The sequence below is a fragment of the Kribbella sp. NBC_00709 genome (assembly GCF_036226565.1).
GTDB lineage: Bacteria > Actinomycetota > Actinomycetes > Propionibacteriales > Kribbellaceae > Kribbella.
On sequence record NZ_CP108996.1, the window covers coordinates 2648181 to 2674163 of the forward strand.

24 protein-coding genes are annotated in these 25983 nt (G+C 68.1%); 9 read left to right on the forward strand and 15 right to left on the reverse strand.

Translation table 11 applies throughout. From position 1 onward, the window contains the following. Nucleotides 1-18: 18 nt before the first annotated feature. Entirely contained in the window at nucleotides 19-933 is a 915-nt protein-coding gene (locus tag OHA18_RS12965; RefSeq protein ID WP_329004297.1) for an endo-beta-N-acetylglucosaminidase H, read from the forward strand. Nucleotides 934-1350: 417 nt separating this feature from the next. Here the strand turns inward: OHA18_RS12965 and OHA18_RS12970 are convergent, their stop codons facing one another. Further along, nucleotides 1351-1866: a histidine phosphatase family protein gene (locus OHA18_RS12970; protein ID WP_329004298.1), complete on the reverse strand. Its 516-nt coding sequence runs from the start codon at nucleotides 1864-1866 to the stop codon at nucleotides 1351-1353. A 95-nt stretch (nucleotides 1867-1961) separates the two neighbouring features. Between OHA18_RS12970 and OHA18_RS12975 the strand changes: the two genes are divergently transcribed. The 5 genes from OHA18_RS12975 to OHA18_RS12995 all read left to right on the forward strand — a co-directional run bounded on the left by OHA18_RS12975 (nucleotide 1962) and on the right by OHA18_RS12995 (nucleotide 8060). Then, entirely contained in the window at nucleotides 1962-3821 is a 1860-nt protein-coding gene (locus OHA18_RS12975) for an acyl-CoA dehydrogenase (RefSeq protein ID WP_329004299.1), read from the forward strand. A gap of 254 nt (nucleotides 3822-4075) precedes the next feature. Then, nucleotides 4076-5299 (forward strand): hypothetical protein, encoded by a 1224-nt coding sequence (locus OHA18_RS12980; RefSeq protein ID WP_329004300.1) that lies wholly within the window; start codon nucleotides 4076-4078, stop codon nucleotides 5297-5299. After that, nucleotides 5296-5940 carry a hypothetical protein gene (locus OHA18_RS12985; protein WP_329004301.1) on the forward strand — a complete coding sequence of 215 codons (645 nt, stop codon included), beginning with the start codon at nucleotides 5296-5298 and terminating at the stop codon, nucleotides 5938-5940. Before OHA18_RS12980 ends, OHA18_RS12985 begins: the two co-directional genes overlap by 4 nt. Then, nucleotides 5937-7160 (forward strand): hypothetical protein, encoded by a 1224-nt coding sequence (locus OHA18_RS12990; RefSeq protein ID WP_329004302.1) that lies wholly within the window; start codon nucleotides 5937-5939, stop codon nucleotides 7158-7160. Before OHA18_RS12985 ends, OHA18_RS12990 begins: the two co-directional genes overlap by 4 nt. Nucleotides 7161-7289: 129 nt before the next feature. Next, entirely contained in the window at nucleotides 7290-8060 is a 771-nt protein-coding gene (locus OHA18_RS12995) for a DUF4097 family beta strand repeat-containing protein (RefSeq protein ID WP_329004303.1), read from the forward strand. 195 nt (nucleotides 8061-8255) lie between these two features. On the opposite strand, the gene OHA18_RS13000 is transcribed toward OHA18_RS12995, so the two are convergent. The 13 genes from OHA18_RS13000 to paaN form a co-directional block, all read right to left on the reverse strand. Then, nucleotides 8256-8504 carry a DUF6458 family protein gene (locus OHA18_RS13000; RefSeq protein WP_329004304.1) on the reverse strand — a complete coding sequence of 83 codons (249 nt, stop codon included), beginning with the start codon at nucleotides 8502-8504 and terminating at the stop codon, nucleotides 8256-8258. A gap of 63 nt (nucleotides 8505-8567) precedes the next feature. Next, entirely contained in the window at nucleotides 8568-10346 is a 1779-nt protein-coding gene (locus tag OHA18_RS13005) for an NHL domain-containing thioredoxin family protein (protein ID WP_329004305.1), read from the reverse strand. A 55-nt stretch (nucleotides 10347-10401) separates the two neighbouring features. Then, nucleotides 10402-12027, reverse strand: a complete 1626-nt coding sequence (locus tag OHA18_RS13010; protein ID WP_329004306.1) for a hypothetical protein — start codon at nucleotides 12025-12027, stop codon at nucleotides 10402-10404. Between the two features lie 197 nt (nucleotides 12028-12224). After that, a complete protein-coding gene (locus tag OHA18_RS13015) occupies nucleotides 12225-13130 on the reverse strand; it encodes a carbohydrate ABC transporter permease (protein WP_329004307.1) in 906 nt (301 codons plus the stop codon). Beyond that, nucleotides 13127-14026 (reverse strand): carbohydrate ABC transporter permease, encoded by a 900-nt coding sequence (locus tag OHA18_RS13020; protein WP_329004308.1) that lies wholly within the window; start codon nucleotides 14024-14026, stop codon nucleotides 13127-13129. Before OHA18_RS13020 ends, OHA18_RS13015 begins: the two co-directional genes overlap by 4 nt. A gap of 43 nt (nucleotides 14027-14069) precedes the next feature. Next, entirely contained in the window at nucleotides 14070-15350 is a 1281-nt protein-coding gene (locus OHA18_RS13025) for an ABC transporter substrate-binding protein (protein WP_329004309.1), read from the reverse strand. Nucleotides 15351-15612: 262 nt separating this feature from the next. Further along, on the reverse strand, nucleotides 15613-16644 hold the full coding sequence (locus OHA18_RS13030) for a zinc-dependent alcohol dehydrogenase family protein (protein ID WP_329004310.1): 1032 nt from the start codon (nucleotides 16642-16644) through the stop codon (nucleotides 15613-15615). A gap of 18 nt (nucleotides 16645-16662) precedes the next feature. Continuing rightward, on the reverse strand, nucleotides 16663-17217 hold the full coding sequence (locus OHA18_RS13035; protein ID WP_329004311.1) for a hypothetical protein: 555 nt from the start codon (nucleotides 17215-17217) through the stop codon (nucleotides 16663-16665). Beyond that, on the reverse strand, nucleotides 17214-17756 hold the full coding sequence (locus tag OHA18_RS13040; RefSeq protein ID WP_329004312.1) for a TetR/AcrR family transcriptional regulator: 543 nt from the start codon (nucleotides 17754-17756) through the stop codon (nucleotides 17214-17216). Before OHA18_RS13040 ends, OHA18_RS13035 begins: the two co-directional genes overlap by 4 nt. Nucleotides 17757-17839: 83 nt before the next feature. Further along, entirely contained in the window at nucleotides 17840-18358 is a 519-nt protein-coding gene (locus tag OHA18_RS13045) for a flavin reductase family protein (RefSeq protein ID WP_329004313.1), read from the reverse strand. Continuing rightward, a complete protein-coding gene (locus tag OHA18_RS13050) occupies nucleotides 18355-19725 on the reverse strand; it encodes a serine hydrolase domain-containing protein (protein WP_329004314.1) in 1371 nt (456 codons plus the stop codon). The genes OHA18_RS13045 and OHA18_RS13050 overlap by 4 nt, the downstream gene beginning before the upstream one ends. A gap of 185 nt (nucleotides 19726-19910) precedes the next feature. Continuing rightward, nucleotides 19911-20225 carry a glycosyltransferase gene (locus OHA18_RS13055; protein WP_329004315.1) on the reverse strand — a complete coding sequence of 105 codons (315 nt, stop codon included), beginning with the start codon at nucleotides 20223-20225 and terminating at the stop codon, nucleotides 19911-19913. A gap of 137 nt (nucleotides 20226-20362) precedes the next feature. Then, a complete protein-coding gene (gene paaN / locus OHA18_RS13060; RefSeq protein WP_329004316.1) occupies nucleotides 20363-22036 on the reverse strand; it encodes a phenylacetic acid degradation protein PaaN in 1674 nt (557 codons plus the stop codon). An 89-nt stretch (nucleotides 22037-22125) separates the two neighbouring features. Between paaN and paaI the strand changes: the two genes are divergently transcribed. The 3 genes from paaI to paaK all read left to right on the forward strand — a co-directional run bounded on the left by paaI (nucleotide 22126) and on the right by paaK (nucleotide 25168). After that, a complete protein-coding gene (gene paaI / locus OHA18_RS13065) occupies nucleotides 22126-22545 on the forward strand; it encodes a hydroxyphenylacetyl-CoA thioesterase PaaI (RefSeq protein ID WP_329004317.1) in 420 nt (139 codons plus the stop codon). 115 nt (nucleotides 22546-22660) lie between these two features. Then, entirely contained in the window at nucleotides 22661-23863 is a 1203-nt protein-coding gene (pcaF, locus tag OHA18_RS13070) for a 3-oxoadipyl-CoA thiolase (protein ID WP_329004318.1), read from the forward strand. Between the two features lie 9 nt (nucleotides 23864-23872). Then, the gene (gene paaK / locus OHA18_RS13075; RefSeq protein WP_329004319.1) at nucleotides 23873-25168 is read left to right on the forward strand and encodes a phenylacetate--CoA ligase PaaK; all 1296 of its coding nucleotides are present in this window, start codon (nucleotides 23873-23875) and stop codon (nucleotides 25166-25168) included. An 87-nt stretch (nucleotides 25169-25255) separates the two neighbouring features. Here paaK and OHA18_RS13080 read toward each other — a convergent pair whose 3' ends face one another. Further along, on the reverse strand, nucleotides 25256-25939 hold the full coding sequence (locus tag OHA18_RS13080; RefSeq protein WP_329004320.1) for a hypothetical protein: 684 nt from the start codon (nucleotides 25937-25939) through the stop codon (nucleotides 25256-25258). Nucleotides 25940-25983 lie beyond the last annotated feature (44 nt).

Sequence of the window (25983 nt, forward strand, 5' to 3'; positions counted from 1 at the left end):
TGACGAGGAGTCGATCGGATGAGTTCACAGCTCATGAAGCGAAGGACCCTGTTGTCAGCCCTGGCCGCCGGAACCGCCGCGGCCGCCACCGGTGCCGCGCTGCCCGCCGAGGCCGCGGCCAAATGCCGCCGGGCACAGAAGACCGGCCCGGTCACCGTCGCCTACATCGAGGTCAACGACCACAGCATGCTGAGCGCCGGCAAGTACACGCTGGCGAACGGCGGCGCGCAGGTGATCGACGTCGCGGTGATCTTCGCGGCGAACATCAACTACGACGGCTCCGCGGCGTACCTGTCCTTCAACCAGCAGGTGCAGAGCGTGCTCGACAACGTCGCCACGCAGGTCCGCCCGCTGCAGCAGAAGGGCATCAAGGTTCTGCTGTCGATCCTCGGCAACCACCAGGGCGCCGGCTTCGCGAACTTCCCGAACCAGGCGGCCGCGGACGCGTTCGCGCAGCAGCTGGCCGACGCGGTCAACCAATACGGCCTGGACGGCATCGACTTCGACGACGAGTACGCGGAGTACGGCAACAACGGCACCGGCCAGCCGAACGACTTCTCGTTCGTCTACCTGGTCCAGGCGCTCCGCGCCAAGCTCCCGAACAAGCTGATCACGCTCTACGACATCGGCCCGGCCGCGGATCGCCTGACCTACAACGGCCAGAGCATCGCCGAGACCTTCAACTACGCCTGGAACCCGTACTACGGCACGTGGGGCGTCCCGGTCGGCCCGAGCGAGAAGTCCCGCCTCTCGCCGGCCGCGATCTCCTACACCGACACCAGCTCGTCAACCGCCACAACCCTCGCCCAGCGAACGGTCAGCGAGGGGTACGGCGTCTTCCTCACCTACAACCTCACCGAGTCGGACACCTCGTCATACATGACGTCCTTCACCCAGAAGCTGTACGGCAGCGCAACTGCCTACACGCCCTAGCCAGGCGGTACGAAACGCCGCACCCTCGCCATTTCGGCGAGGGTGCAGCCACAACCGTGGCGTGTCCGGAGAGGCTAGCTCCTCTCGTTACCGTCACGGCCCGGGCCCGCGGGGTAGCGTCCCTGAGCTGCGGCCAATTCTTCGGGCGAGTCAGCCGTGCCCCTGCCCCTGACATTGTTCGCAGCGGCGACGTGGCCAGTGCCCTCGAGCGCATTGGTCACCCGTCCCCAGCGGCTGACACGCTCCCCCGCCTCTGTGCCCGCCTCCTCCGCCTCGGCCGCCTGCTCCGGGGTGTCGTTCTGGTTTCTGCTCAGCCAATTGGGCATGTTCATCTCCCGCACGTTCGCTGTGAGGCCATCCCCGACCCCACTCAGGTTGGAAATGTTCTCACGCGATTGGTCCAGTTGACGGCGGGATTTAACAGTCGTACTCCCAGCCCGGTTGCCAGTTGAACGGGGCCGCGATCAGTTCGGCGATCGGCTTGCCGCTGCCCAGTAGGTGTTCCAGCGCCCAGCGGTTGGCCGAGTGCGCAACCACGAGGACGGTTGCGTCGTCGTACCAGCGCTTGGCGTCGGCCAGGAACGAGCGGGTCAGCTCGACCATCTCGGCATAGCTCTGGCCACCCGGGAATGGACCATTGATGCGCTCGACCCGCGGCTCGAGCGCGTCCACGGGAGCGCCGTTGAGTTCGCCGTAGTTGCACTCCCGCAGTCGCCAGTCCTGCAGGTGCGGCACCGTCAGTCCGGACAGCTCGACCGTGTGCACGGCCCGGCGGAGGTCCGAACTGAACACGACATCGACATCCGGCCAGCGCAGACCGATCTCCGCCGCCACCCGGCGCCCCTCCTCGGACAGCTCACCCGGCAACCAGCCGGTCGCGATCCCTCGTTCGTTGTCCACAGTGATCGAGTGCGTCTCGTAAATCAGCTTCATACCTCACAGTCAATCTCTCTTTGACCTCGTTACCGGCGGGTATATACTTAAGTTACTCGTGAGTAAAGTTGCAGCGAAGAGGTAGGGGAGCCCCTGTGAGCCACTACAAGTCGAATCTGCGGGACATCGAGTTCAACCTGCTCGAGGTACTGGGCCGGGGCGACGTGCTCGGTCAAGGCCCGTACGCCGACATGGACGTCGATACCGCGCGTGAGGTGCTCGCGGAGGTCGACCGGCTGGCCAAGCACGAGCTGGCCGAGTCCTTCGCGGAGGCCGACCGGAATCCGCCGGTCTTCGACCCGGAGGCCCACGAGGTCCGGATGCCCGAGGCGTTCAAGAAGAGCTACCACGCCTACATGGACGCCGAGTGGTTCAAGCTCGAGCTGCCCGCCGAGCTCGGTGGCCAGCCGACCCCGCCGTCGCTGCGCTGGGCCGCCGCCGAGCTGGTGCTCGGCGCCAACCCGCCGGTGCACATGTACGCCGCCGGCCCGAACTTCGCGCACGTCCTCTGGCGCAACGGCACCGAGCGGGACCAGAAGATCGCGCACCACATCATCGAGCGCGGCTGGGGCGCCACCATGGTGCTGACCGAGCCCGACGCCGGTTCCGACGTGGGCGCCGGGCGCACGAAGGCCACGCTGCAGGACGACGGCAGCTGGCACATCGAGGGCGTCAAGCGGTTCATCACCTCGGGCGAGCACGACATGACCGAGAACATCGTCCACCTGGTCCTCGCACGACCGCAGGGCATCGAGGGTGCCGGCGGTCCGGGGACGAAGGGCCTGAGCCTGTTCGTGGTCCCGAAGTACGACTTCGACCTCGAGACCGGTGAGCTGACGGGCGAGCGCAACGGCGCCTTCGTCACCAACGTCGAGAAGAAGATGGGCATCAAGGTCTCGACGACCTGCGAGATCACCTTCGGCGACGGAGTACCGGCGAAGGGCTGGCTGCTCGGCGAGGTGCACGACGGCATCGCGCAGATGTTCCAGGTGATCGAGTACGCGCGGATGATGGTCGGCACGAAGGCGATCGCCACCCTGTCCAGCGGCTACCTGAACGCGCTCGAGTACGCCAAGGAGCGGGTGCAGGGTGCGGACCTGACCCAGCCGGCCAAGGACGCGCCGCGAGTCACGATCACCCACCACCCCGACGTACGGCGTTCGCTGCTGACCCAGAAGGCGTACGCCGAGGCACTGCGGGCGCTGGTGTTGTTCACGGCGACGTACCAGGACCGTGCCGAGCAGGCGCGGTACGCCGGCGAGCACGACACGCTCGCCGAAGGGGTCAACGACCTGCTGCTGCCGCTGGTGAAGGGCTACGGGTCCGAGAAGTCGTGGACGCTGCTCGGCACCGAGTCGCTGCAGACGTTCGGCGGGTCCGGCTTCCTGCAGGACTACCCGATCGAGCAGTACGTGCGGGACGCGAAGATCGACACGCTCTACGAGGGCACCACGGCCATCCAGGGCCAGGACCTGTTCTTCCGGAAGATCATCAAGGACCAGGGCAAGGCACTCGGTCACCTGGCCGAGCAGGTGCAGGCGTTCGTCGCCTCCGAGGCAGGCAACGGCCGGCTGAAGGAGGAGCGCGGGCTGCTCGCGAAGGGCCTCGAGGACACCCAGAAGATCCTGGGCATCATGGGGCAGGCCCTGATGGCCAGCAACCCGCAGGCGGAGAACGGCGACCCGCGCAACATCTACAAGGTCGGCCTGAACACCTCGCGGCTGCTGTTCGTCCTCGGCGACGTGGTCTGCTCGTGGCTGATGCTCCGCCAGGCGGAGGTCGCGCTGGAACGGCTCGGCGGCGAGCTTTCGCCCGCTGACCAGGACTTCTACACCGGCAAGGTCGCAGCGGCCCAGTGGTTCGTCCGGAGCACGATGCCGTCGGTCCGCGCCGAGCGGGTCAAGGCCGAGCTCACCGACCTGGACGTGATGGACCTCCCGGAGTCCGCCTTCTGATCTCCTCCGGCTCGGGCGCTTGCGCGGTCCGGGCCGGAGGGTTCCAGCTCGGGGCAGATTGATCTGCCCCGAGATGCCCCGCGATCTGCCCTGTTGCAGACCGGGGTGTTGTAGCAACGTTGCTGCCCTGCAACACCGCGACCCTGGCTTGGCTTCCCCTGTCCGAGCCAGGGTCGCGTCTACTCCGGAACCGATCGAGGGGATGCGGCGTCCGTGTGAGTGTGTCCAGGTCGGGTAGTCGTAGGCTGTCGGCGATGTCCGCCCGACTCCTCAGTGCCCTGGTCGCGGCCCTGGCGTTCCTGCCGGTGCTCCCCGCGCAGGCCGATACCCCCGAGCTGCCCGACCGCATCGCCGCGGCCTGGCGGACCGATCACCTCTCCGTCGACGAGCGGCTGCGGGCGACGATGCCGGCCACCGAGTTGGACCGGATCCACGCGGCGATGCGCAGCGCCGGCCTCCCGGTGTACGTCGCGCTCGTGCCGCAGTCGCCGTACCTGCGGACGAACGGCTACGACCTGCCGACGTTGCTGCATGCGCGGATCGGCGAGCCCGGGGTGTACATCGTCGCCGTTGTGTACGACAACTACTGGTCGGACAGCGCGGAGCTGTTCCGCCCGGCCGGGCTCCGCGGCCGCGACCTGTCCAGCGTCCGGGCCGACGACAAGCAGGACTCCGATGTCATCGACAAGCGCCCGGCGCCGCAGATCGTCCGTACGATCCAGCAGGCTGCGACGGCGTACGACGGTCGCCCGCTTCCAGCTGTGGCTGCCGGTGATTTGGAGCCACAGCGGAGCGACGGCGGCCTGTCGGTGACCGACAAGGAAGACCGGTCCGCGTACGTCGGGCTCGGTGTCGGCGCGGTGCTCGGGTTCGCGTTGGTGCTCTTCATCGGCCTTCGCCGCCGGCGGCCGGCCAAGCTGCGGAGACAGCACCAGGCCGACGATCCGCCGATCGAGGCATGGGATGTCGAGCTCAAGGCGGACGACAAGATCAAGCAGGCCGAGCGGGCCCTGGCACGGCTCGACAAGCGCAGCAACAAGTCGGCGACCCAGCTCGATCAGCGCGATGATGCGTACCGCCGGCTGGACGCCGCGCGCACGCTACGCGTGGACCAGCCGGAGGACCTGCTCGCGGCCGCCGGTGCGCTCGTTCTCGCCCGGCAGGCCGAGCGCGTCGCATCCGGAGCGGCCCTGCAGCCGCCATGTTTCTTCAACCCGACGCACAACCCCGGGACGACCACGGTCGACTGGGAGGACGAGGTCGAAGTGCCCGCGTGCCAGAGCTGCGTGAACGTCCTGCGCCGTGGGCGGACGCCGATCGGGCTGCGAGTGTGGACCAAGTCCGGACTGCTCGGTCACGACCGCAAGCGGGTGCCGTACTGGACGCTCGATCCGGAGGACAGCCCGATGGTCGCCAGCGGCTTCGGCGCGGTGTCCGACGACCTGCCCGAGCGGATCGCTGCGCGGGAGGTCCGATGAGGCGACTCGTGCTATTGCTGATGGCAACTGTCTTCGCGTTGACCGGGACCGCTTGGGCGGCCACGCCCACCGATCCCCGGATCGCCGCAGCCACCGCCGCGTGGGCGAAGGACGGGCTGTACGTCGACCCGGACTTCACTTCGATTGCCGATGGCAACGAGATGCTGCGGGTGATCGCGGCGGCGAAGACGCCTGTCTACGTTGCCGTCGTACCGACCGGGGCCTGGTTCCCGGAGAAGGGCGACGCCAGTCTCCTCGCCGGCCGGCTCGCGGCCGCGAACGGGAAGCCGGGCGTGTACATCGTGATGGACGGCGACACGACGTACGGCGTGGCGCACGAGGTCGCGGCGTACGCCCCGGACAGCACCTGGCGGGACAAGGACGAGACCCTCAGCGCGCAGCTCTCGGCGTACCTCGACGAGATCGAGCTGAACGATCGTTACTCGCCCGAGCCGGCCCGGACCGAGCCACTCCCGACCGAGCCGGACCCGTCGTACCCGGCGGAGCGGTTCACCGTCGGCAAAGCGATCGGGAACGGTCTCGGCGGCGGCCTACTCGGTCTGATCGGCGGCAGCATCCTCGCCGGAATCGTATTGATCGTGGCGGCGATTGCCGCCCGACGTCGGAAGGGAACCTCGTGAAAGGCCTCTTGACCTGCTTGGCGGCCTTGGTGTTGCTGGTCGCGGTCCCGGCCGAGGCGAGTGCGGCGCAGACGCCGGCGGAGCGAGCCCGCGAGATCGCGACGGCGCTGACCAAGGACCCGTTGTACATCGACGCGGCGTACGCGTCGGCGCTGCCGGAGAAGCTGCGCGCCGACGTACGGACGAAGGCGAAGGCGCTCGGGTACCCGGTCTACACGATCATCCTGCCGCTGACGCCGAGCGACGAGTTCCAGGGGCAGGAGAGCACGGTGCTCACCCTGGTGATGGACGCTCTGCGCAAGCCGGGGCTGTACGTCGTGGTCGACGGCGGGGACAGCTTCCCGTGGTACGAGGCGCGGGACGTGCCGCAGGTCAGCGAGGACAAGCTCCAGGCGGCGCGCGAACGTGCGCTGGACGACGCCGGGTACGACGCGGGGCCGACCGAGGTGCTGGCCCGGATGTACGAGCTGCTGGCCGCGCCGGGGATCCCTTCGACGACGCCTCGTCCGACGTCATCTGGGTCTGGCTCATCGGATTCGCCGGACTCTTCGGAGTCGGGTGGGCATGGTTGGGTCGTTGCGCTGTCGATCGTCGGCGGGTTCGTCATTCTGATCCTGCTGGGTCTTGTGATCGGGCTGCGGCGGCGGAGCTCGGCACCGCGGCGCGAGAAGGCCTTCCGGATCCCGCCGCATGTCGCGGCGACCGTCGCGGCCGAACGGCGGCGTCGGCTGGAACGGGACACGACGGCGGAGCTGACGACACTCGGCACCAAGTTGGCCGCGTTGCCTACGACTGAGGGTCCTGGTCTGCGGCATCAGCAGGCGGCGCTCGACGACCACGCGGCGGCCGGGAAGGTTCTCGACTCGTCCACGTCGTTGGTGGATCTGGTCGGGGCGATGGTGTTGCTGGACAAGGCGCGTCGGGAGTACGACGTCGCGGTGACGGGGCGTGCAGACGCCCTACCGGATCTCTGTGCGTTCAACCCGCTGCACGGGCGGTCTGCCGGCAAACCCACTCAAGTGGAAGCCGACGGCACCACACTCACCCTGCCGCTCTGCGCCGACTGCCGCCGAGCCCTCAAACGCGGCACCGCGCCGGCGTCACTGGCCGGCGACGACGGGCCGTACTGGTACGACGACACCCTCTGGGCCCGCACCTTCTACGGCACCACCGGCGACGACCTGGCCGAAGCAGTCTCCCGCGGCGAACTACACCGGTGACGGCAGGGGTTTCCCGTCTGTCCCTGAGGGAGGCTCAGGGACACCTCGGGGGATCTGCCTGATCCTGAGAGCCTGCCGCGCCACCTACTGTCGAGGCGACAACGTGGGTGGGCTCGAGAAGAGGCGACGATGGCGGAGAACAAGCAGCTCGGCGTGGTTCTGCTGGTGGTGGCGGCCGGGCTGGCGTTCTGGCAGTTCGGGGACAAGGACTCCGACGACACGCACAAGGTCGACGACAAGATCACCACGGTGCAACTCGCCGCCGAGCACTCCGACATCACCATCAAGGTCTCCGACGACGACAAGACCACCGTCCAGGAGAAGCGCAAGTACTGGTTCTGGAAGCACGGCGACGCGTACTCCGTGAAGGACGGCGTACTCAAGCTCGACGGCGACTGCGGCTGGCAGTGCAGCGCCGACTTCGAGGTGACCGTTCCGCGCGGCACCAAGGTGACCGGCGAGAACGGCAGCGGCGATGTCGAGCTGACCGGCGTCGCCGGCGTCGACGCGAAGTCCCGCTCCGGCAAACTCGAACTGCGCGAGATCGCCGGCGACGTGAACCTCGACGTCACCTCCGGCGATGTGTCCGTCAGCGACCTGAACGGCAAGCTCTCCGTGAAGGCCAACTCAGGGGACATCGAGGCCGCCGACCTGAAGGGCGGCCCAGTGAACGTCGAGACCTCGTCCGGCGACATGGAACTCCAGCTCGCCGAAGCCAACGACATCTCGGCAAGGGGCTCCAGCGGCGACATCGAGATCACCGCACCGACCGGCGACTACAAGGTCACCACGGACACCCACAGCGGCGACACCGAGAACAGCCTCGGCAACAACACCAACGGATCCCACACCATCACCGCCAAAACCACCTCAGGCGACATCGAACTCCACGCAAACTAGGCCGGCCGCTCGAAGCGGCGATCCCGACCCTGTGCAAGCGGATCTCCAGGCCATCACAATCCATCGCCGCCGACCGCGGCCCCGCTCAAGAGCCAGCCTCCGCGCAGGTTGTGATGGCCTGGGGATCCGCTATCCCGGCGCAGGAAGGCGTCCAGGCAGGGTCCGCAGTACCGCGCGCGGCTACCGCGCAGCCGTCTACTCCTGGATGTCGCGGTGGTGTTCTTCTACTACGCGGTATTCCTCTTCGATGGCTGGGTCGATGGCGTCGGTTTCTACCCGGCGGCGGCGGTTGGTGATGTAGAAGGAGAGGAGGATGCCGGCCAGGCCGGCCAGTAGGAGGATGTAGCCGACGACTTGCAGGTTGACGGCGTCCCAGGTGTCGCGGACGGCGAACGCGAGCACCGCCCCGACCACCATCAGAAAGATCCCGACACCGATGCTCATCCGAGCCTCCCAGCGAGTAGCGGCTATACCTTCGAAGCTACTCCCCTGTACCCGGGCGGCAAACTATTTGCTCCCGGACAGCACCAACTCGACCCGATCGGGCCCGTCGGGGGTGATGCGGATCGGGACGCCCCAGTCCTGGCGGTGCATGTGGCAGGCCGGGAACTCGACCTCGGCGGAGTCGTCGCAGGATGCGGCCTGTACGGCGACGTGCAGGACGCCGGTGCCGGCGTGGGGGTCGATGACGAGGCGGCGGACGAGGTCGGTGGAGTCGCCCGCGCCTTCGCGGATGAGGGTGTCGGGGGTGGCGGAGACGAGCAGGCGGGTGGACGGGCCGTAGCGGTTGTCGAGCTTCTGCCCGGGCGGCGGCGTGAAGACGACCTCGAGGGTGACCTCGCCGGCTGCCAGGTCCATCGGCGGGCGTTGGGTCTGGGTGCTGAACTCGTCGGCGGTCGCAGAGGCGCCCAGCGGTACGCGGGTGAGCCGGTGGGCGGCCGACTCGACGACCAGGAGTTCGTTGCCTACGACAACAGCGCCGCTCGGCTCGGCCAGGCCGGTCGCCATCGTCTCGACGACCTCGGTGCGTGGGTCGTAGCGGCGTACGGCGCCGTTGTAGGTGTCGGCGATCGCGATCGAACCGTCGGGGAGAACCGTCACGCCGAGCGGGTGCTGCAGCAACGCCTCGGTCGCCTTCCCGTCCCGCAGCCCGAAGTCGAACAGCCCGGTCCCGACAGCAGTGTGTACTTCGGTGTCGATCCACCGCAGCGCGGAGATCTCGGAGTCGGCCAACCACAGCCGATCACCATCGGCCGCGAGCCCGCTGGTCTGCGCGAACCATGCGTCCGCAAGCGGGCCGTCCTTCAACCCTTCGTTGGTCGTCCCCGCAGCAACCTCGGTCACACCGGTGAACGGATCGTAGGTCCACAACTGGTGTACGCCGGCCATCGCGATCCACACCTTGTCGCCCCACCACGCCACGTCCCACGGCGAGCTGAGTACGTCGGTGCCGTCGCCGTCCATCCATTGCTTGCCGGTGCCAACCAACGTCCGCACCTGACCATCGGCCAACGAGATCCCCCGCAGCGCGTGGTTGACGGTGTCCGCGACAACCACGTCGTACCCGAGGCGACCAGCGACGTCAGGCGGCAGAATCACCAGCCCGTTCGGCTCCGAGAACGACGCCTCGTCGGCGGGCCCGTCGGTGAAACCGCGTTGACCGGTCCCGATCCGGCGTACGACGGTGGTCGCGTCGGCGGCGAGCTCGACGATGCTGTGGTTGCCGGCGTCCGCAACAAGCAGGCCGTTGTCCAGAGCAACGACCTTGGCAGGGAAGCGCAGATCGGTGGGCTCAGGCACCGGCGCGACGTACGGCGACTTGCCGCGGGTCAAAGTCCCAGCGGCCTCGTGCTCGGTCACCAACTCGGCCAGCAGAGCGTCCAGTGCGTGCGCGTGCCCCTCGCCGGAGTACTGCGCGACGATGTACCCGTTCGGATCGACCAGTACGAGCGTCGGCCAGGCGCGCGCGGTGTAGTTCTGCCAGGTGATCAGCTCCGGGTCGTCGAGCACCGGATGGCCCACCTCGTACCGCTCGACGGCGGCCCGGACCGCCGCCTCTTCGCCCTCGTGCGCGAACTTCGGCGAGTGCACGCCGACGATCACCAGCGCATCGCCGTACTTCTCCTCCAACGGCCGCAACTCGTCCAGCACGTGCAGGCAGTTGATACAACAGAACGCCCAGAAGTCCAGCAACAGAAAGCGCCCCCGGAAGTCAGCGAGCGACAACTCCTGACCACCCGTGTTCAACCAACCCCGACCTCGCAACTCCGGCGCACGCACATGCATGCCCCCATTGTCCGCCGCCGCTCAACCCGAGCCGCCCCGGGCCCGGCGGCTGAGATCACAGCGGCAGGATCAGGGTATCGGTCAGGAGTTTGGCGTTTTTTCGCAGGGTTGCCGGTGATGACGACAGGTCGGTGGCCAGGGCGTAGGGGGTCAGGGTTTCGCCGGGGCCGACGAGGCGGTGGCGGTGGGCCAGGAGCCAGACGATGGCTCGGGGCCAGGTGGAGAGGCGGGCTTTGGTGAGGAGGTCGGGGGCGTCGCGGACGAGGCGTTCGGCGATGTCGAAGGCATCCGGCGCGTACGCCGTGCCGAGGGTTTCGCCGGCCATCAGCCAGGCGTGCGGAGCCAGGACGGACAGGGTTGCCGCCTGGGTGTTGTCCAGGCCGGTGAGGTCCGGTTGCGGTGGGGAGCCGAGGCCCGCCAAGGCTCGGTAAGCGTCTTCCAGATCGTTGGTGGTGTCGTCGAGGAAGACTCGCTCGCCGGGCTTCGAGCCGACCGGGTCGACCATCGCCGCGGCTTCCAGCGCGGGCTGCCAGACGTCCACCGCGTCGACTGCCTCGTCGACGGCGTCCAGCGGCAGCTGCGTGCGGTCGCCGGCGAACTCGAGCCAGGCCTTCACCACAAGGGGAACCGCGTCGAAGTACGTGCTGTCGGCAAGGACTTTGCGCGGCAACCAGTGCGCCAGGAACAGCTCGACGAGCACGGCGCTGACGCGCAACGGACCGCCGACGGTGTGATCCACCGCGTGGTCGATCCACAGCCTGGCGATGTCTGCGGCATCATCCGGCAATCCCCGCGCAGATTCGAGGAACTCTTCGACCAGTTCGTCGCGCTGCCGCGGGGACAGCAGCGGCCGGATCGGTGGCCGGATCGGGCGCTCCGGTAGCTGGGTCAGCCGGTTCACCAACAGGCCGGTGAAGAACTCGAAGTCCTCGCTGACCGGCGGATCGTCGTAGTCGCGGGTCTCCCCCAGCGCCTGCAGGATGATGCCGGCAGCGGTCGAGGGCCGCACGGTCCGGATGGTCACCCGGCCGCCGCGCTGGTACGCCTCCAGCACCCGGTCCACCGGCGGGCCGACGAAGACGTCCTTGACGATCGCGCCGAGGTTGTTGTCGATGAACACCACCACGGTGTGCGGGTGCTGCTCGTCGTCGTAGTCGAGCACGACGCTCAGGCCGTCGCCGGTGATGTCCTCCGACACGATCGCGCTGGTCAACCGGAACCCGGCGATCCGGGTCACCCACTCCGGCACCGAGTCCTGCGTCCGCAACCGGGAGACATGAGCACGCTGCAACGGCAACCGCCCGGCCGGACCGACCGTACGGGCCAGACTCGTCAGCAGGACGAAGGATTCGAGATCGCGGCGCTCGCCGAGCACCCGCGCGGCGTCGGCCCAGAAGAACCGCTCCACCTCGCCGATCTCGTCCGGACGCCCGGCCGGCCACAGCTGATCCGCGAGCATCGCGGCCGACCGGGCCACCGACGCCTCCGCGATCACCGGGTGCAGCGCGGCCGGCACCGCGGCCAGGTCGAGGGTGAGCGTCTCGAGCAGGGTCTCCAGCACGGCGACGCTAGGCGTGGTGTCGACGTCGACACCCGCCGTCGGCCCGTGCGGCTCGCCGGGGTCGGGGACGAGCCGCAAATGGCTGCGCCGCCCATCCCGTCCGCGTGGAGACTTGGTCACCTTCGTGAGATTACCGTCCGTCCCCACTCCGCCGCAGTCCCCTCCGCGCGCCCTGTGGACAACCCCCACCGCGCGCCATCCCCGACCGTCTCGGGGGTCAACCCCGCACCTGGTCGGTTGCGGACGCAGAATCGGCCTCCGCAACCGACCGTCTGCGGGGTTGACCCCTCAGACGGTCGGTGGTGGAGTACGAACGGTCAGCCCTTGAGGGCGCCGGCCATCAGGCCGCCGATGAACCAGCGGCCGAGCAGGATGTAGACGATCAGCGTCGGGAACGACGTGATCAGCGCGCCGGCCATGCTGGCGGCGTAGTCGACCTTCTGGCCGCCGGCCAGCGCGGCCAGGCCCAGGGTCACCGGGCCGTTGTTCTGCTGGGTCAGGAACAGCGCGAACAGGAAGTCGTTCCAGACCGAGGTGAACTGCCAGATCAGCGTGACCACGAACCCGGAGATCGAGATCGGCAGGATGATCCGCAGGTACGTCTGGACCAGCCCGGCCCCGTCCACCCGGGCCGACTCGATGATCTCCATCGGAACGATGGTGGCGTAGTAGTTCCGGAAGATCAGCGTGCAGATCGGCAGACCGTAGATGCAGTGCGCCAGGATCAGCGTCGGCACACCGCGGGTGACGTCCAGCGCGGTGAACGTCGTACGCAGCGGCAGCATCACCGCCTGGTACGGGATGAACATCCCGAACAGGATGAACGCGAACACGAGGTTCGCGCCCGGGAACCGCCACCGGGCCAGCACGAACCCGTTCATCGAGCCGATCAGCGACGAGATGATCGCGGCCGGGATCGCCAGCGACAGCGACCGGATCATGTACGGCTGCAGGACGTCCCAGGCCTTGCGCCACGGCTCCAGCGTCCAGGTCTTCGGCAGGTTCCACTGCGAGGCGGCCGTGGTGTCGCCGGAGGTCTTGAAGCTGGTGACCAGTACGACGTACACCGGGATCAGCACGAACAGCAGGAACAACAGCAGCAGGATGTAGCGGATGGTCCGGCTGCGCCGGGTCGATCCGTCCGCGATCGTCCCATGCTTCTGCGGCTTCCGGCGGATCGCCGCAGCGGCCTGACCGGTCGCGGCAGCAGTATCGGCGCTCATTCCTCATTCTCCTGCCGGACGGTGTACGCGATGTACGGGATGACGAGGACGGCGACAACGGCCAGCAGCACGATCGCGATCGCGGCCGCCTTGGCCATATCGCTGCGCAGCAAGGTGTTCCACATGTAGACCGCGGGCACCTCGGTACGGAACTGGTTCGGCCCGGTGATCGCGTAGATCAGGTCGAACAGCTTCAGCGACATGTGCCCGAGGATGATCAGCGCCGACAGCGCGATCGGTGACAGCTGTGGGAACAGCACATGCCGGTAGAGCTTGAACTCCGACGCCCCATCGACCCGGGCCGCCTCGCGCAGCTCCGGCGGGATGCCCCGGAAACCGGCCAGGAACAGCGCCATGATGTAGCCGGACAGCTGCCAGACCGCAGGAAGCGCGATGGACGCCATCGTCGTCCATCTACTGCCCGCGGTCCACCAGGGATTCTCCAGGAAATGCAGATGGAGGATCTCGAACAGCCGGTTCAGGCCACGCGCGTCATCGCCCTGGGACGGGTTCAGCAACCAGCCCCAGACCACGCCCGAGGCGATCATCGAGATCGCCATCGGGAACAGGTAGATCGACCGGAAGATCGACTCGCCGGGCACGCCCTTCTCCAGCAACAGTGCCCAGAGCAGGCCGAAGATCAGCGTGCCCACGATGAATGCCACCGTGAGCACGCCGAGGTTCTTCAGCGAGTTGAGGAACCGGTCCTCACTGAACAGGTGCCCGTAGTTCTCGAACCCGACGTACTGCGCCGGGCCCTTGCGGGCGGTGTGCCGGTTGGTCAGCGAGGTGTTGAAGGACCACGCGATCAGGCCGTAGACGAAGTACCCGAGCAGCAGCACGGTCGGCAGCAGCACCAGGGCACCAGGTCCCCAGGTACGGATTCTTCCGTGCACGCTCAGTCCTCCAACTCGTGTCGGTTCCGCAACTCGACGTGCATCAGCTCGTCTTCATCGCGGTACCGAGCGCCGACTGCAGCTTGGCGACGTCTTGGCTACCGCTGAACTGGCTCATCGCGGACAGGATGTCGTTGTTCTGTCCCAGCGTGCACGCGGCACCGTGGGCGCAGGACGGGACGATCGTCTTGCTCTTCCAGTCCGCCATCGCGCCCTGCTGGTACTTCGGGTAGTCCGCCGGGTCGGCGTCCGAACGGGCCGGGATCGAGCCCTTCTTGGTGTTGAACGCCTTCTGGCCCTCGGCCGAACCGACCGTCTTCAGCCAGCACTTGGCGCCGTCGGGGTCCGCGCCGTTGGTCGGCAGCGTGAACGAGTCCGAGAGGAACTGGAAGTCGCCCTCGGTGCCCGGGGCCGGCCAGTAGGTGTACGCCGTGTCCGGGACCTTGTCCGCCACCTGCTGCGCGGCGACCCAGTCACCCATCAGCGTGTAGCCGGCCTTGCCGGAGTTCACGTAGCCCAGCGCGTCCGGCCAGTCGATCGCCTCGCGGTCGGTGTTGCTGAACGTGAGCAGCGTCTTGTACTTGTTCAGCGCCGCGGTGACGTCGGCACCGGCCCAGTCGGTCTTGCCGTCCCACAAACCCTTGAACTTGTCCGGACCCAGCTCGGCCAGCAGCACTGCCTCGACCAGCATCTCCTGGGCGAAGCCCTTCGAGAGCGCCAGCGGAGCAGTCACTCCGGCGGCCTTCAGCTTGGTCAGATCGGCGATCCACGCGTCGACGCTGGCCGGGGCCTTGGTGCCGTCGATGCTTGCCTTCTTGAGCACCGTCGGGTTGGCCCAGACCACGTTCGCCCGGTGCACGTTCGCCGGGATCGAGTAGATCTTGCCGTCCACGGTCAGGTTGTCGATCAGGTTCTGCGGGAACGCCTTGTCCAGCCCGAAGTCCTTGTACAGCTGGCTGATGTCGTCGACCTGGCCCGCGTTGATGTAGTCCTTCAGCTCCGCGCCGGCGTGGGCCTGGAACGTGGACGGCGGCTTGCCCGCCTGCAGGTCGTTGGCCAGCACCTGCTTCGCGTTCGAGCCCGCACCACCGGCAACGGCGGAGTTGACGAACTTGTAGTCCTTGCAGTCCGTGCCGAACACCGACACCAGGCCGTCCAGACCTGCCTTCTCACCACCGTCGGCCCACCAGGTGAAGACAGTGACGTCCTTGTTCGCGGACGAGTCCCCACCGCCGCCGCTGTCGTCGCTGTTACCGCAGGCGCTCACCGCGAGAAGACCCGCCGCACCCACCAGCGCCAGGGTCTTACTCAGACCACCACGCATGATTCACTCTCCGATCAGTTGATGGAGCCGCCCCATATCACTCTTCTTCTTTTCTTCTATCACCTGAGATTGACTCTCGGCTGGAAGGGAAAGCTAAGGGGGTTTTATCTGAAGTGACGGTGCAACTCTGGGACGGTACGCACCGAGTGTCAACGTTCCGCGCAGGCGCGTTGCGCAGCCGTGACCCCGCGCGCCTTGACAGTGTGAGAGCGCGCACATTCACCGCGCGACAGGGCGGAGTGCGCAGCCCGGTTGCGCATAATCAGGGCCGCAGCAGCACCTTGATCGCGCGCCGTTCGTGCATTGCGGCGTACCCCTCGGCGACGTCGGCCAGCGGGAGCTCCGAGTCGAACACCTTGCCAGGGTTGATCTCCCCGGCCAGGACGTCGGCCATCAGGTCCGGCAGGTACGCGCGGCACGGGGCGCCACCGCCCGCGAGCCCGACGTTCCGGCTGAACATCGTCCCGATCGGCACCTCGACCCCGTGCGGCACGCCCACGAAACCGACCGTGGCCCCGGCCCGGGCAACGTCGAACGCGGTCGTCATCGACTGTGCGGTGCCGACACACTCCAGCACGGCGTCGGCGCCGACACCCTTGGTCAGTTCGAGTACGGCGTCCCGCGCCGCGTCGCCGCGTTCGGAAATGATGTCCGAGGCACCGAATTCTTTCGCCAGCTTCTGCCGGGGCTCATGTCGCGACAAGGCAACGACCCGCTCCGCTCCCATTCGCGAAGCCGCGAGTACGCCGCAGAGCCCGACCGCACCGTCACCCACGACAACTACCGTGTCGCCGGCCTTCACCCGCGCGGACCGCGCCGCGTGCCAGCCGGTGCCCATCACGTCGGACAGCGTGAGCAGGGACGGAACGAGCGAGTCGTCCGGCAGCTCAGGCGTCGCGACCAGCGTGCCGTCGGCGTACGGGAGCTTGACGTACTCGCCCTGGCCGCCGTCCGCCTTGCCTCCGCCGTAGCCGACGATGTTCTGGCAGGCGGTCTGATAGCCGGCCAGGCAGTTCGGGCAGGTGCCGTCGCTGACCACGAACGGCGCGATCACGAAGTCGCCCCGCTTGACCGTGCGGACGTCCGAGCCGACCTCTTCGACGATGCCGACGAACTCGTGCCCGATCGGCCGCGGCTGCTTCACCGCCGGCTCGCCGCGGTACGGCCAGAGGTCGGACCCACAGATGCATGAGGCAACCACTTTGACCACCGCGTCTCCCGGACCCTCGATCCTCGGGTCCGGGAGCTCTTCCAGCCGTACGTCGAACGGCGCATGGATCACTGTGGCTCGCATGCGGCCAACACTAGATCCTCAGGCCGGACTGAGCGCAGCCTCAACCCGCTTCGGGTTCGACGCCAGCCACACGCACCCGACGGCGAGCAGCACACCGTGGACGATCCGCACTGCGGGCGGGGCGAAGAACTGCGGCAGGAAGAGACCGAAACCCACCGCGAACAGGATCGCCGGCACGGTTCGCAGCCGGATCGCGACCATGATGGCGCCCGCGGCCATGGTCAGCAGGCCAATGCCGAACATCGTGATGGAGACCGGGTTGTAGCGCACGGAGTCGGCCAGGTCGAGGAGGTTCGGCTGGGCGGCGATCGCGTGCAGGCCGAAGTCTTCGGCGCCGTAGTAGGGCAACGTCAGTCCGGCGCCGACCCAGAAGGTGATCGCGGCCGGGCGGTGGAGGTCGAGCAGCGCGAGCGCCGCCAGGACGAACCCGAGCATCGCGCACAGGTGCGCGATGACCCAGGCGGTGGAGCCCATCGCGGCCGCGGCGCCTGAAGTGGTCGTCTCGTCATGCCACGGGCGCAGGACGGGATACAGCAGGAACAGCACTCCTGCGACGGACAGTTGGATTCTCATGAGTCTTTCCTCAGGCTGGCGAGATACATCTGGATGAGCTGGTCGTAGGTGTCGTCGAGGCCTTCGGGCAGGCCGAAGCCGCCCGCGGCCTCGAGGGAGGCGAAGCCGTGCACGAGGACCCGCAGCCGGCGGGCCGCGTGGACCGCGGCCGGGCCTTCCAGGCCGTAGCTCCGCAGCGCCGCGAACATGACGTCGAGCTGTTTCGCGCCGGCTGCCTTCTGGATCGGGTCGTGCAGCGGATCCATCGGCATCGCGGAGTACCGCTTCGGGTGGGCGGTGACATAGGCGCGGTACGCATTCATGAGTGCGGTGACCGCCTCGTCGCCGCCGCGGCCCAGAACGGCGGCGGTGAACTGCTCCGTCATGTCGTCCAGCACCCGGACCCCGACGAGTGCTTTCAGCTCGCCGAGGCTCGCCACGTGCTTGTACAGCGACGGGGTGGCCACCTCGCAGCGCTGCGCCACGGCAGCGAGCGTCAGGCCTTGCGGCCCGTGCTCGTCCACGATGCCGAGGGCCACATCGACCACGACAGCGGGCATCAACGGCTTCTTAACTACCATAGCTCATAGGCTAATGCCATTAGCCTATGACGTCAAAGGACTTCGCCCGTCGTGCTGATTCGTCAGATCGTCACGTAGCGTCCGCGCCGGTGGACCAGGGCAGACACGTCGTCCGCGGTCAGCTCCACATGCACGATCTCCAGCTGCACCTGCAGACCCCAGCCGACCTCGGGCGGGTCCTGGTCGACGAGCGTGCAGCCGGCCCAGGTGCTGACGCCGACCGGCGCCGGTCCCCAGGCGGTGTCGGTCCAGTCGATCAACCGGAACGGTCCGCCCGGGGCAGGGGCGACGTACCCGAACGCGTCGGCCAGTTGCCGGTGCGGTTCACCGAGCAGCGACACGACCGCAGTCCTTGCCTCACGCAACGTTTCCCACAGGTCCGAGTCCGGGTCGATCAGCCCGACCACATACCCAGGCTCACCGTCCGCGACCAGCATCGACGACACCGTGAGCCCGGCCCGTTTCTCGTCGTACGCCGTTGTCCACAGGCCGACCGGCGACGGCAGCCGCCCACGGAACCGCCGTACCGGACTCCGCTCGGACTCGGGCGGCAGGAACGGATGGTCACCGTGAATGGTCACTGGGCCACGGTAACGCGCTCCGGCAGGGTGAAGGCGCCGATCGGACGCATGCTCAGGCCGCTGGAGCCGCGGACAGTCTCGGCCGCGCCGTTGGCGTCGAAGGTGAAGCGGTACGACTCACCGTACGAGCCGTAGCCGTTGCCACCGGTGACGCGCAGGGTGTCGCCGTCCGCTTCGAGCTCCTGGGGCTCTTCGGCCGGGTTCGGGCCGGACGGGTCGGTCGCGTAGAGACGGCCGCCGAGCAGGACGAAGTCGGTCACGCCCCAGAGGTTCGCGAACCGGCCGGTGAATCGACCCAGGCCCGCTTCCTCGGCCCGATCCTTCGAGTCGGCGAGGTCGAGGAGCCTCAGGACGCCCTCGGCGAGCTGCGACGCGGGGCCGTCGATCGCGTTCGTCAGCGCCGAGACGACGATTCGGCGTTCGGGGTCGACGAGGGTCCTGGTGATGTGGCCGGGGTACCCGCCGCCGTGGCCGAAGACGTCCCGGTCGCCGACCTTCGTCACCGCGAGACCGAGGCCGTACCGCGCCTTGCCGTCGGCGCCGGTGGTCCACAACGGGTGCTGCATCTCGCGCTTCGACTTGTCCGAGAGCAGGCGGTCGTCGCCGGGCAGATGCGCGGAGAAGTACGTGACCAGGTCGCGCGCGTTGCCGAAGAACCCGGTCGCCGAGGCCAGCGCCCGGGTGTCGATGTGCTCGATCGGGACCCGCTGGTCGGCGTACGACAGCGCGCTGTACCCGGCCGCGTACTCCGTCAGCCGGGCCGGATCCAGCTCCGGTCCGAGCCCGGCCAGACCGAGCTTGTCCACGATCGCGGTCTGGACGTAGGCGTTGTACGGCGTACCGGACGCCGCCTCGATGACGAGACCGAGCAGGCCGTAGCCGATGTTCGAGTACTTGAAACGGTCGTTCTCGGGGATCACGGCCGACGACTCCTGCCGCAGTACCTCGAGCAGCTCGTCGCGGTCCGGGAAGCTGGTGGACAGCTGCCACCAATCCGCGTCCAGACCGTCCCGGGTGACACCGCCGGCGTGCGCCAGCAACTCCCGCACAGTCCGCTGGCCCAGCGGCGTACCGACAATCTCGGTGACGTGCTGCTCCACCTTGTCGTCGAGCCGCAACCTGCCCTGCTCGACCAGTTGGAGGACGGCGGTCCCGGTGAACGTCTTCGAGTGCGAGGCGATCCGGAACAGGTGCTGCTCGGTCAGCGGTACGCCGTTCTCCACGTCCGCCATCCCGTACGCCGCCGAGAACGCGATCGCGTCGTCGGCGTACACCGCGACCTGGATGCCCGGCACCCGCTGATAGCGCTGGTTGAACGCCAGCCAGCTGTCGTAGTAGGCCAGTGCCTCGGTCAAACTTTCAGTCACGGTCGGACTCCTGGACGGTCGGCGGATGGAGATGAGTCAGTCATACCTTCCGCATCAGGGTCCGCTCAACGCCGCTTCGGCAGCAACTTCAGCACCGCGAGTCCGGCGAACAGAAGCGCGAACCCGGCCACCATCAAGGCAAGGGTGTGCGTAGCGCGCATACTCGTTGCGCTGCAGCTCACCGATTAGTCCGTGGCCGGGTTCGCCCAGAAGACGCCACCGACCGCTCCGACCGACTCATCGGCCGGCTGGCACAGGGCGGTCTCGACGAAGCGCGGTGCGAGGACGCCGTCCGCGTCCATCACCAGGATCCGATCGGCCGGCGTCAGGATCTCCAGCAGGATCGACAGCGCCTGATGGAGACCGCCGGCCTTCTTGTCAACGGTGCCGACGGTCTCGAAGACCTCCGCGCCGGCCCCCGTGGCCAGCGCGACGGTCCCGTCGGTGCAGTTGTCCGCGACCACGATCACGCGGTCCGGTCGCCGGGTCTGCCGCCACAACGCGTCCCCGTGCCCAAGTTGTTACGTACTCAACTAACTCAGAGTATTGGAGCCGAGATCTCAAAACGCAAGTCGTCGCGCTCTGTTAGTTTTTAACGTCAACCTCACCGAGAGTCCACACGACTAGCGGAAGGCGATCACCCAACGTGGCGGCGGGACTGGATCACACGGAAGCGACTCGCGACGTACGCGCCGTCGGTGTACGTCGCGTTGGCCGCCGGATTCGCTCCGGTGCCATGGAAATCGCTGAAGGCAGCCGACTGGTTCACGAACACCTGGCCGGTCAGGTTCTCCGACAGCGCGACGCCCGCGTCGAGAGCCGCGTCCCGGGCCTCGTCCAGGATCTTGGAGTCGGTCGAGTAGATCCCCGCGGTCATCGCGCCGCCGTCGGTCACGGTCGACTTGAAGAGATCGATCGACTGGGCGGTGTCCGCAGTCCTGACCAGGAACGACACCGGGCCGAAGCACTCCCGCCCGTACACATTGGCGTCGTCGGCGTCGACCGCGACCAGCAGCGGAGTCCGGACGACGGCGTCCGGGAAGGCCGGGTGCGCGATCGCGCGGGACTCCAGCACCACGTCGCCGTACTCCGGGGCGAGCTCGAGGCGGCTGATCACGGCCTGGTTCACGATCCCGCCGAGGATCTCGACGGCGCGGGCGTCGTCACCTAGCAGCTTGCTGATCCCGCCCGCGATGGCGGCGCCGACCTCCTCGAAGGACTTGTGGCCTTCGTCGGTCTCGATCCCGCCGGCCGGGACGAACAGGTTCTGCGTGGTGGTACACATCTGGCCGGAGTACAGGCTCAGGGTGAAGGCGAGGTTGTTGGACAGCGCCTTGAAGGAATCGGTGGAGTCGATGATGACCGCGTTGACGCCGGCCTTCTCGGTGAAGACGGTCGCCTGGGTCGCGTTCTGCTCGAGCCACTCGCCGAACTCGGTGCCGCCGGTGAAGTCGATCAGCTTCACCTCGGGCCGCTGGGCCAGCGGCTTGGCCAGGCCGTCACCGGCGCGCTCGGTGGCCAGGGTGACCAGGTTCGGGTCGAAGCCGGCCTCGGCGAGCACCTCGCGGCACACGTCGACGGTGATCGCCAGCGGCAGGACGGCCAGCGGGTGCGGCTTCACGACGACCGCGTTGCCGGTGACCAGCGAGGCGAACAGACCGGGCCAGGAGTTCCAGGTCGGGAACGTGTTGCAGCCGATCACCAGCGCGACGCCGCGTCCGGTCACGGTGAACGTCTTCTCCATCCGGATCGGGTCGCCCTTGGCGGGCTTCTCCCAGGTCGCGGTGGCCGGGTAGCGGTGCATCTCTTCGTACGCGTACGCGACTGCCTCGAGCGCCCGGTCCAGCGCGTGCGCGCCGCCGGCCTGGAACGCCATCACGAACGCCTGACCGCTGGTGTGCTGGACGGCGTTCGCCAGCTCGAACACCCGCTTGTGCAGCCGGTCGAGGATCTCCAGCGCCACCCCGGTCCGGCCGTCGATCCCGGCCCGGCGCCAGTCCACGAGACCCTGCTGGGCCGCGGTGAGCAGCTCGTCCAGACCGTCCTCGACGACCCGCGGGTACGAGACGTCCATCGGGATCCCGAACGGCGACTGCTCGGTGACGACCGTTCCGCGCGCACCGGGGATGTCCAGGGAGTACGTCGTACCGAGGTGGGCCTCGAACGCCGCCTTGCCGTCGGCCGCCGCGTTCTCGCCGTACACCCGCGGGCTCGGCGACTCGGGGAAGGCGGAGTGGTAGCCACGGCTGTGGATCGCCGCCAGCGCGCCGTCCAGGCGCTCGCGATGGATGGAGAGCAGGTCGGTCGTCATGACTGCGATGTTACAGTCATTGGCGCAACCGGTACTAGAGTGTCACAAGCCAACTCGGTCAAATACTGTTTCTCGATTGGGCAATGGGCATGGACTTGGCAGCCAGGGTGGCCGCGGCGATGTGGGCGGAGGACACCGCCAGCGCAGGGCTCGGTATGCGGCTGGTGGCGGTCGCCGAGGGGACCGCGCAGGTCGAGATGACGGTCCGCGAAGACATGGTCAACGGGCACGGGATCGCGCATGGTGGATTCGTGTTCAGTCTGGCCGACTCGGCGTTCGCGTTCGCCTGCAACTCGCGCAACCAGGTCACGGTCGCGCAGGCCTGCGACATCGTGTTCGTCGCCCCGGCCCGCCGGGGCGATGTACTGGTCGCCGAGGCCCGGGAGCGGACCACGTTCGGCCGGAACGCGATCTACGACGTCACGGTCACCCGCGGCGACGAGGTGATCGCCGAGTTCCGCGGCCGCAGCCGCCAACTGTCCGGAACCATCGTCGAGGAGCAGTCATGAGCTGTGTTGAATGCGCGCCTCCGGCGCGCGGGTCACGGGGCTGTTGCTCCCGGCCTTCCCTCGTCGCTCCGGTCGCTTCGCTCCCTCCGCTCCTCAGTCCAGTCCGGGAGGCCCCGTGACCAGCGAAGCGTTCTTGGTCGACGGCATCCGGACCCCGATCGGACGGTACGGCGGCGCGCTCGCCGCAGTACGGCCCGACGACCTCGCGGCGAACGTGATCTCCTCGCTGCTCAACCGCACCGCCCTCGACCCGGCGCTCATCGACGACGTGATCCTCGGCTGCGCGAACCAGGCCGGTGAGGACAACCGGAACGTCGCCCGGATGGCCGTGCTGCTGTCCGGCCTGCCCGACTCGGTGCCCGGTACGACGATCAACCGGCTGTGCGGATCCGGTCTGGACGCGGTCGCCTACGCGGCCCGGTCGATCATTGCCGGAGACAACGACATTGTGGTTGCCGGCGGCGTCGAGTCGATGTCGCGGGCACCGTTCGTGATGCCCAAGGCAACGACCGCATTCTCGCGACAGGCGGAGATCTTCGACACCACGATCGGGTGGCGGTTCGTCAACGAGGCGCTGAAGGAGCAGTACGGGATCGACTCGATGCCGGAGACGGCGGAGAACGTCGCGGCCGAGTTCTCGATCTCCCGCGAGGACCAGGACCTGTTCGCGTTGCGGTCCCAGCAGCGAGCCGCGAAGGCGCAGGCGAACGGACGGCTGGCCGAGGAGATCGTTTCTGTTGACGTGCCGGGCAAGCGTGGGGCCGTCACCGTTGTCGATGTCGATGAGCATCCGCGGGAGACGTCACTCGAGGCTCTCGCCGGTCTGAAGACGCCGTTCCGATCGCTCGGCACTGTCACCGCTGGGAACGCGTCAGGGGTGAACGACGGCGCTGCCGCTCTGCTCGTGATGAGTGGAGAGGCGGTGGAACGCTTCGGCATGAATCCTTTGGCTCGGGTGGTGGGCACGGCCGCGGCCGGCGTACCACCCCGGATCATGGGGATCGGGCCCGCGCCCGCGACCCGGAAGCTGCTCGATCGCACCGGCGTTGCGCTGTCCGACATCGACGTGATCGAGTTGAACGAGGCGTTCGCGTCGCAGTCCCTCGCCGTACTGCGGCAGCTCGGCCTCCCCGACGACGCCGAGCACGTCAACCCGAACGGCGGCGCCATCGCCCTCGGTCACCCGCTGGGGATGTCCGGAGCCCGCCTCGCTCTCACCGCGGGCCTGGAGCTTCGCCACCGCGACGCCCGGTACGCGCTGGCCACCATGTGCATTGGCGTCGGGCAAGGCATCGCGACCCTGCTCACCCGTCCTTAGGAGTGATCCATGCTCGGTGAGGCTTGCCCCGCGGAGTTGCGTGACGCCGGCGAACGACTGTCGGTCGACGAACTCCGGTCCCGCCAGTTGTCGTTGCTGCAGGCAACCGTACGGCGGGCCTACGAGAACGTGCCGCACTACCGGGGCGCGCTGGACAGCATCGGCTTCAAGCCCGATGACCTGCAGTCGCTGGGCGATCTGAGCCGGCTCCCGTTCACGGCGAAGAAGGATCTGCGCGACAACTACCCGTTCGGGCTGTTCGCCGTACCGCGGTCCGAGGTGGCGCGTGTGCACGCGTCCTCCGGTACGACGGGGCGGCCGACGGTGGTCGGGTACACCAAGCGGGATCTGGACAACTGGGCCGATCTGATGGCCAGGTCGATCCGCGCTGCCGGTGGGCGTGCGGGCGACGTGTGTCATGTTGCCTACGGCTACGGCCTGTTCACCGGCGGGCTCGGGGCGCACTACGGGGCCGAGCGGCTCGGGTGCACCGTCGTACCCGTGTCCGGTGGGATGACCGAGCGGCAGGTGGACCTGATCCGCGACTTCGGGGCGCGGATCATCATGGTCACACCGTCGTACTTTCTCTCGATCGTCGACGAGATGACCGCCCGCGGCCTCGACCCACGGGACACCTCGTTGAAGATCGGCATCTTCGGCGCCGAACCGTGGACCGAAGCGATGCGGACCGAGGTCGAGGAGCGGACCGGGATCCACGCGGTCGACATCTACGGGCTGTCCGAAGTGATGGGCCCAGGGGTGGCGCAGGAATGCGTCGAGACCAAGGACGGCCTGCACATCTGGGAGGACCACTTCTATCCCGAGATCATCGACCCCGTCACCGGCGAGGTGCTACCCGACGGCTCCGAGGGCGAACTGGTCTTCACCACGCTGACCAAGGAAGCCTTCCCGGTACTGCGCTACCGCACCCGGGACCTGACCCGCCTCCTCCCCGGCACCGCCCGGCCCGGCATGCGCCGGATGGAGAAGATCACCGGCCGCACCGACGACATGATGATCGTCCGCGGCGTCAACGTCTTCCCCACCCAGATCGAGGAACAGATCCTCCTGGTCGACGGCCTCACCCCCCACTACCTCTGCGTCCTCACCCGCCCCGGCCGGCTGGACGAGTTGACCGTCCAGGTAGAAGCGGCCCCCGGCCTCCCCGACCACACCACCGCCGCCGCCACCCTGGCCCACCGCATCAAAGACCGAGTAGGCGTCACCGCCACCGTAGAAGTCCTACCTCCCCACGCCCTCGAACGCTCCCTAGGCAAGGCAAAACGCATCAAGGACAACCGCTAACGACAGGACGCGTCGCCCAGAGCGCTGCCCGTCGGCGTGCTCAGGCGGCAACTGGACGCGCAGGTCGGGATACCTCCTGTCGTTAGCTCACAGCAATGCTTCGGCCTGTGCCTCCAGGTGGCGGGCTTTGCGGAAGGCGGGTGGGCGGATGTGGGGGCGGACGAGTGCCTCGACCTCGAAGTCCTCGAGGTTGAACTTGGCGCCGATCTCCCGGTACGACGCACCGGTGCGGACCTCGTCGATGACATCCTCGACGTGGACGTCGTCCACCATCGGGCGGCCGTACGAGCGCGCAGGGTCCACGATCACGTCGATGTCGTGGTAGATCACCAGCCGGAGAGTTCCGGCGTACCCGTCGTCGGACCAGCCGATCGCGGCCGACCCACGGCGGAGTACGCCGGGGAACCCGCCCTGACTGTCCCGGATCCGCTCCCAACCCGCCTCGCGTCCCTCGGCGGCGATCTCGACCAGCAGGTCACGTCCGTCATGGGCCAGACCGGACCACGCCAACGGATAGTGCCGCCCGGCCCGCGAGCGGAGCGCGACGGCGGCCTCGCCGATCGCCTGCAGGGAGAGCCCGGTACGGCGCAGGTGGCGGAGCATGTGCGTCTCGACCAACCCCGCGAACGTGATCGTCGGCTCGCCCCGCCCGCCGCTCCTCGCCTCCAGCGCACCGGATCGCAGCCAATCACCGAGCGTGGTCGCCGGCAGACCGAGGTGCAGCGCGACCTCAGCCCGCGTGTACAGCGCCAGATCGAACCGTGGATCCACGTGTCACCCCTCAGCGAAGGCGGTCGCCGAACACTCCGAGCATG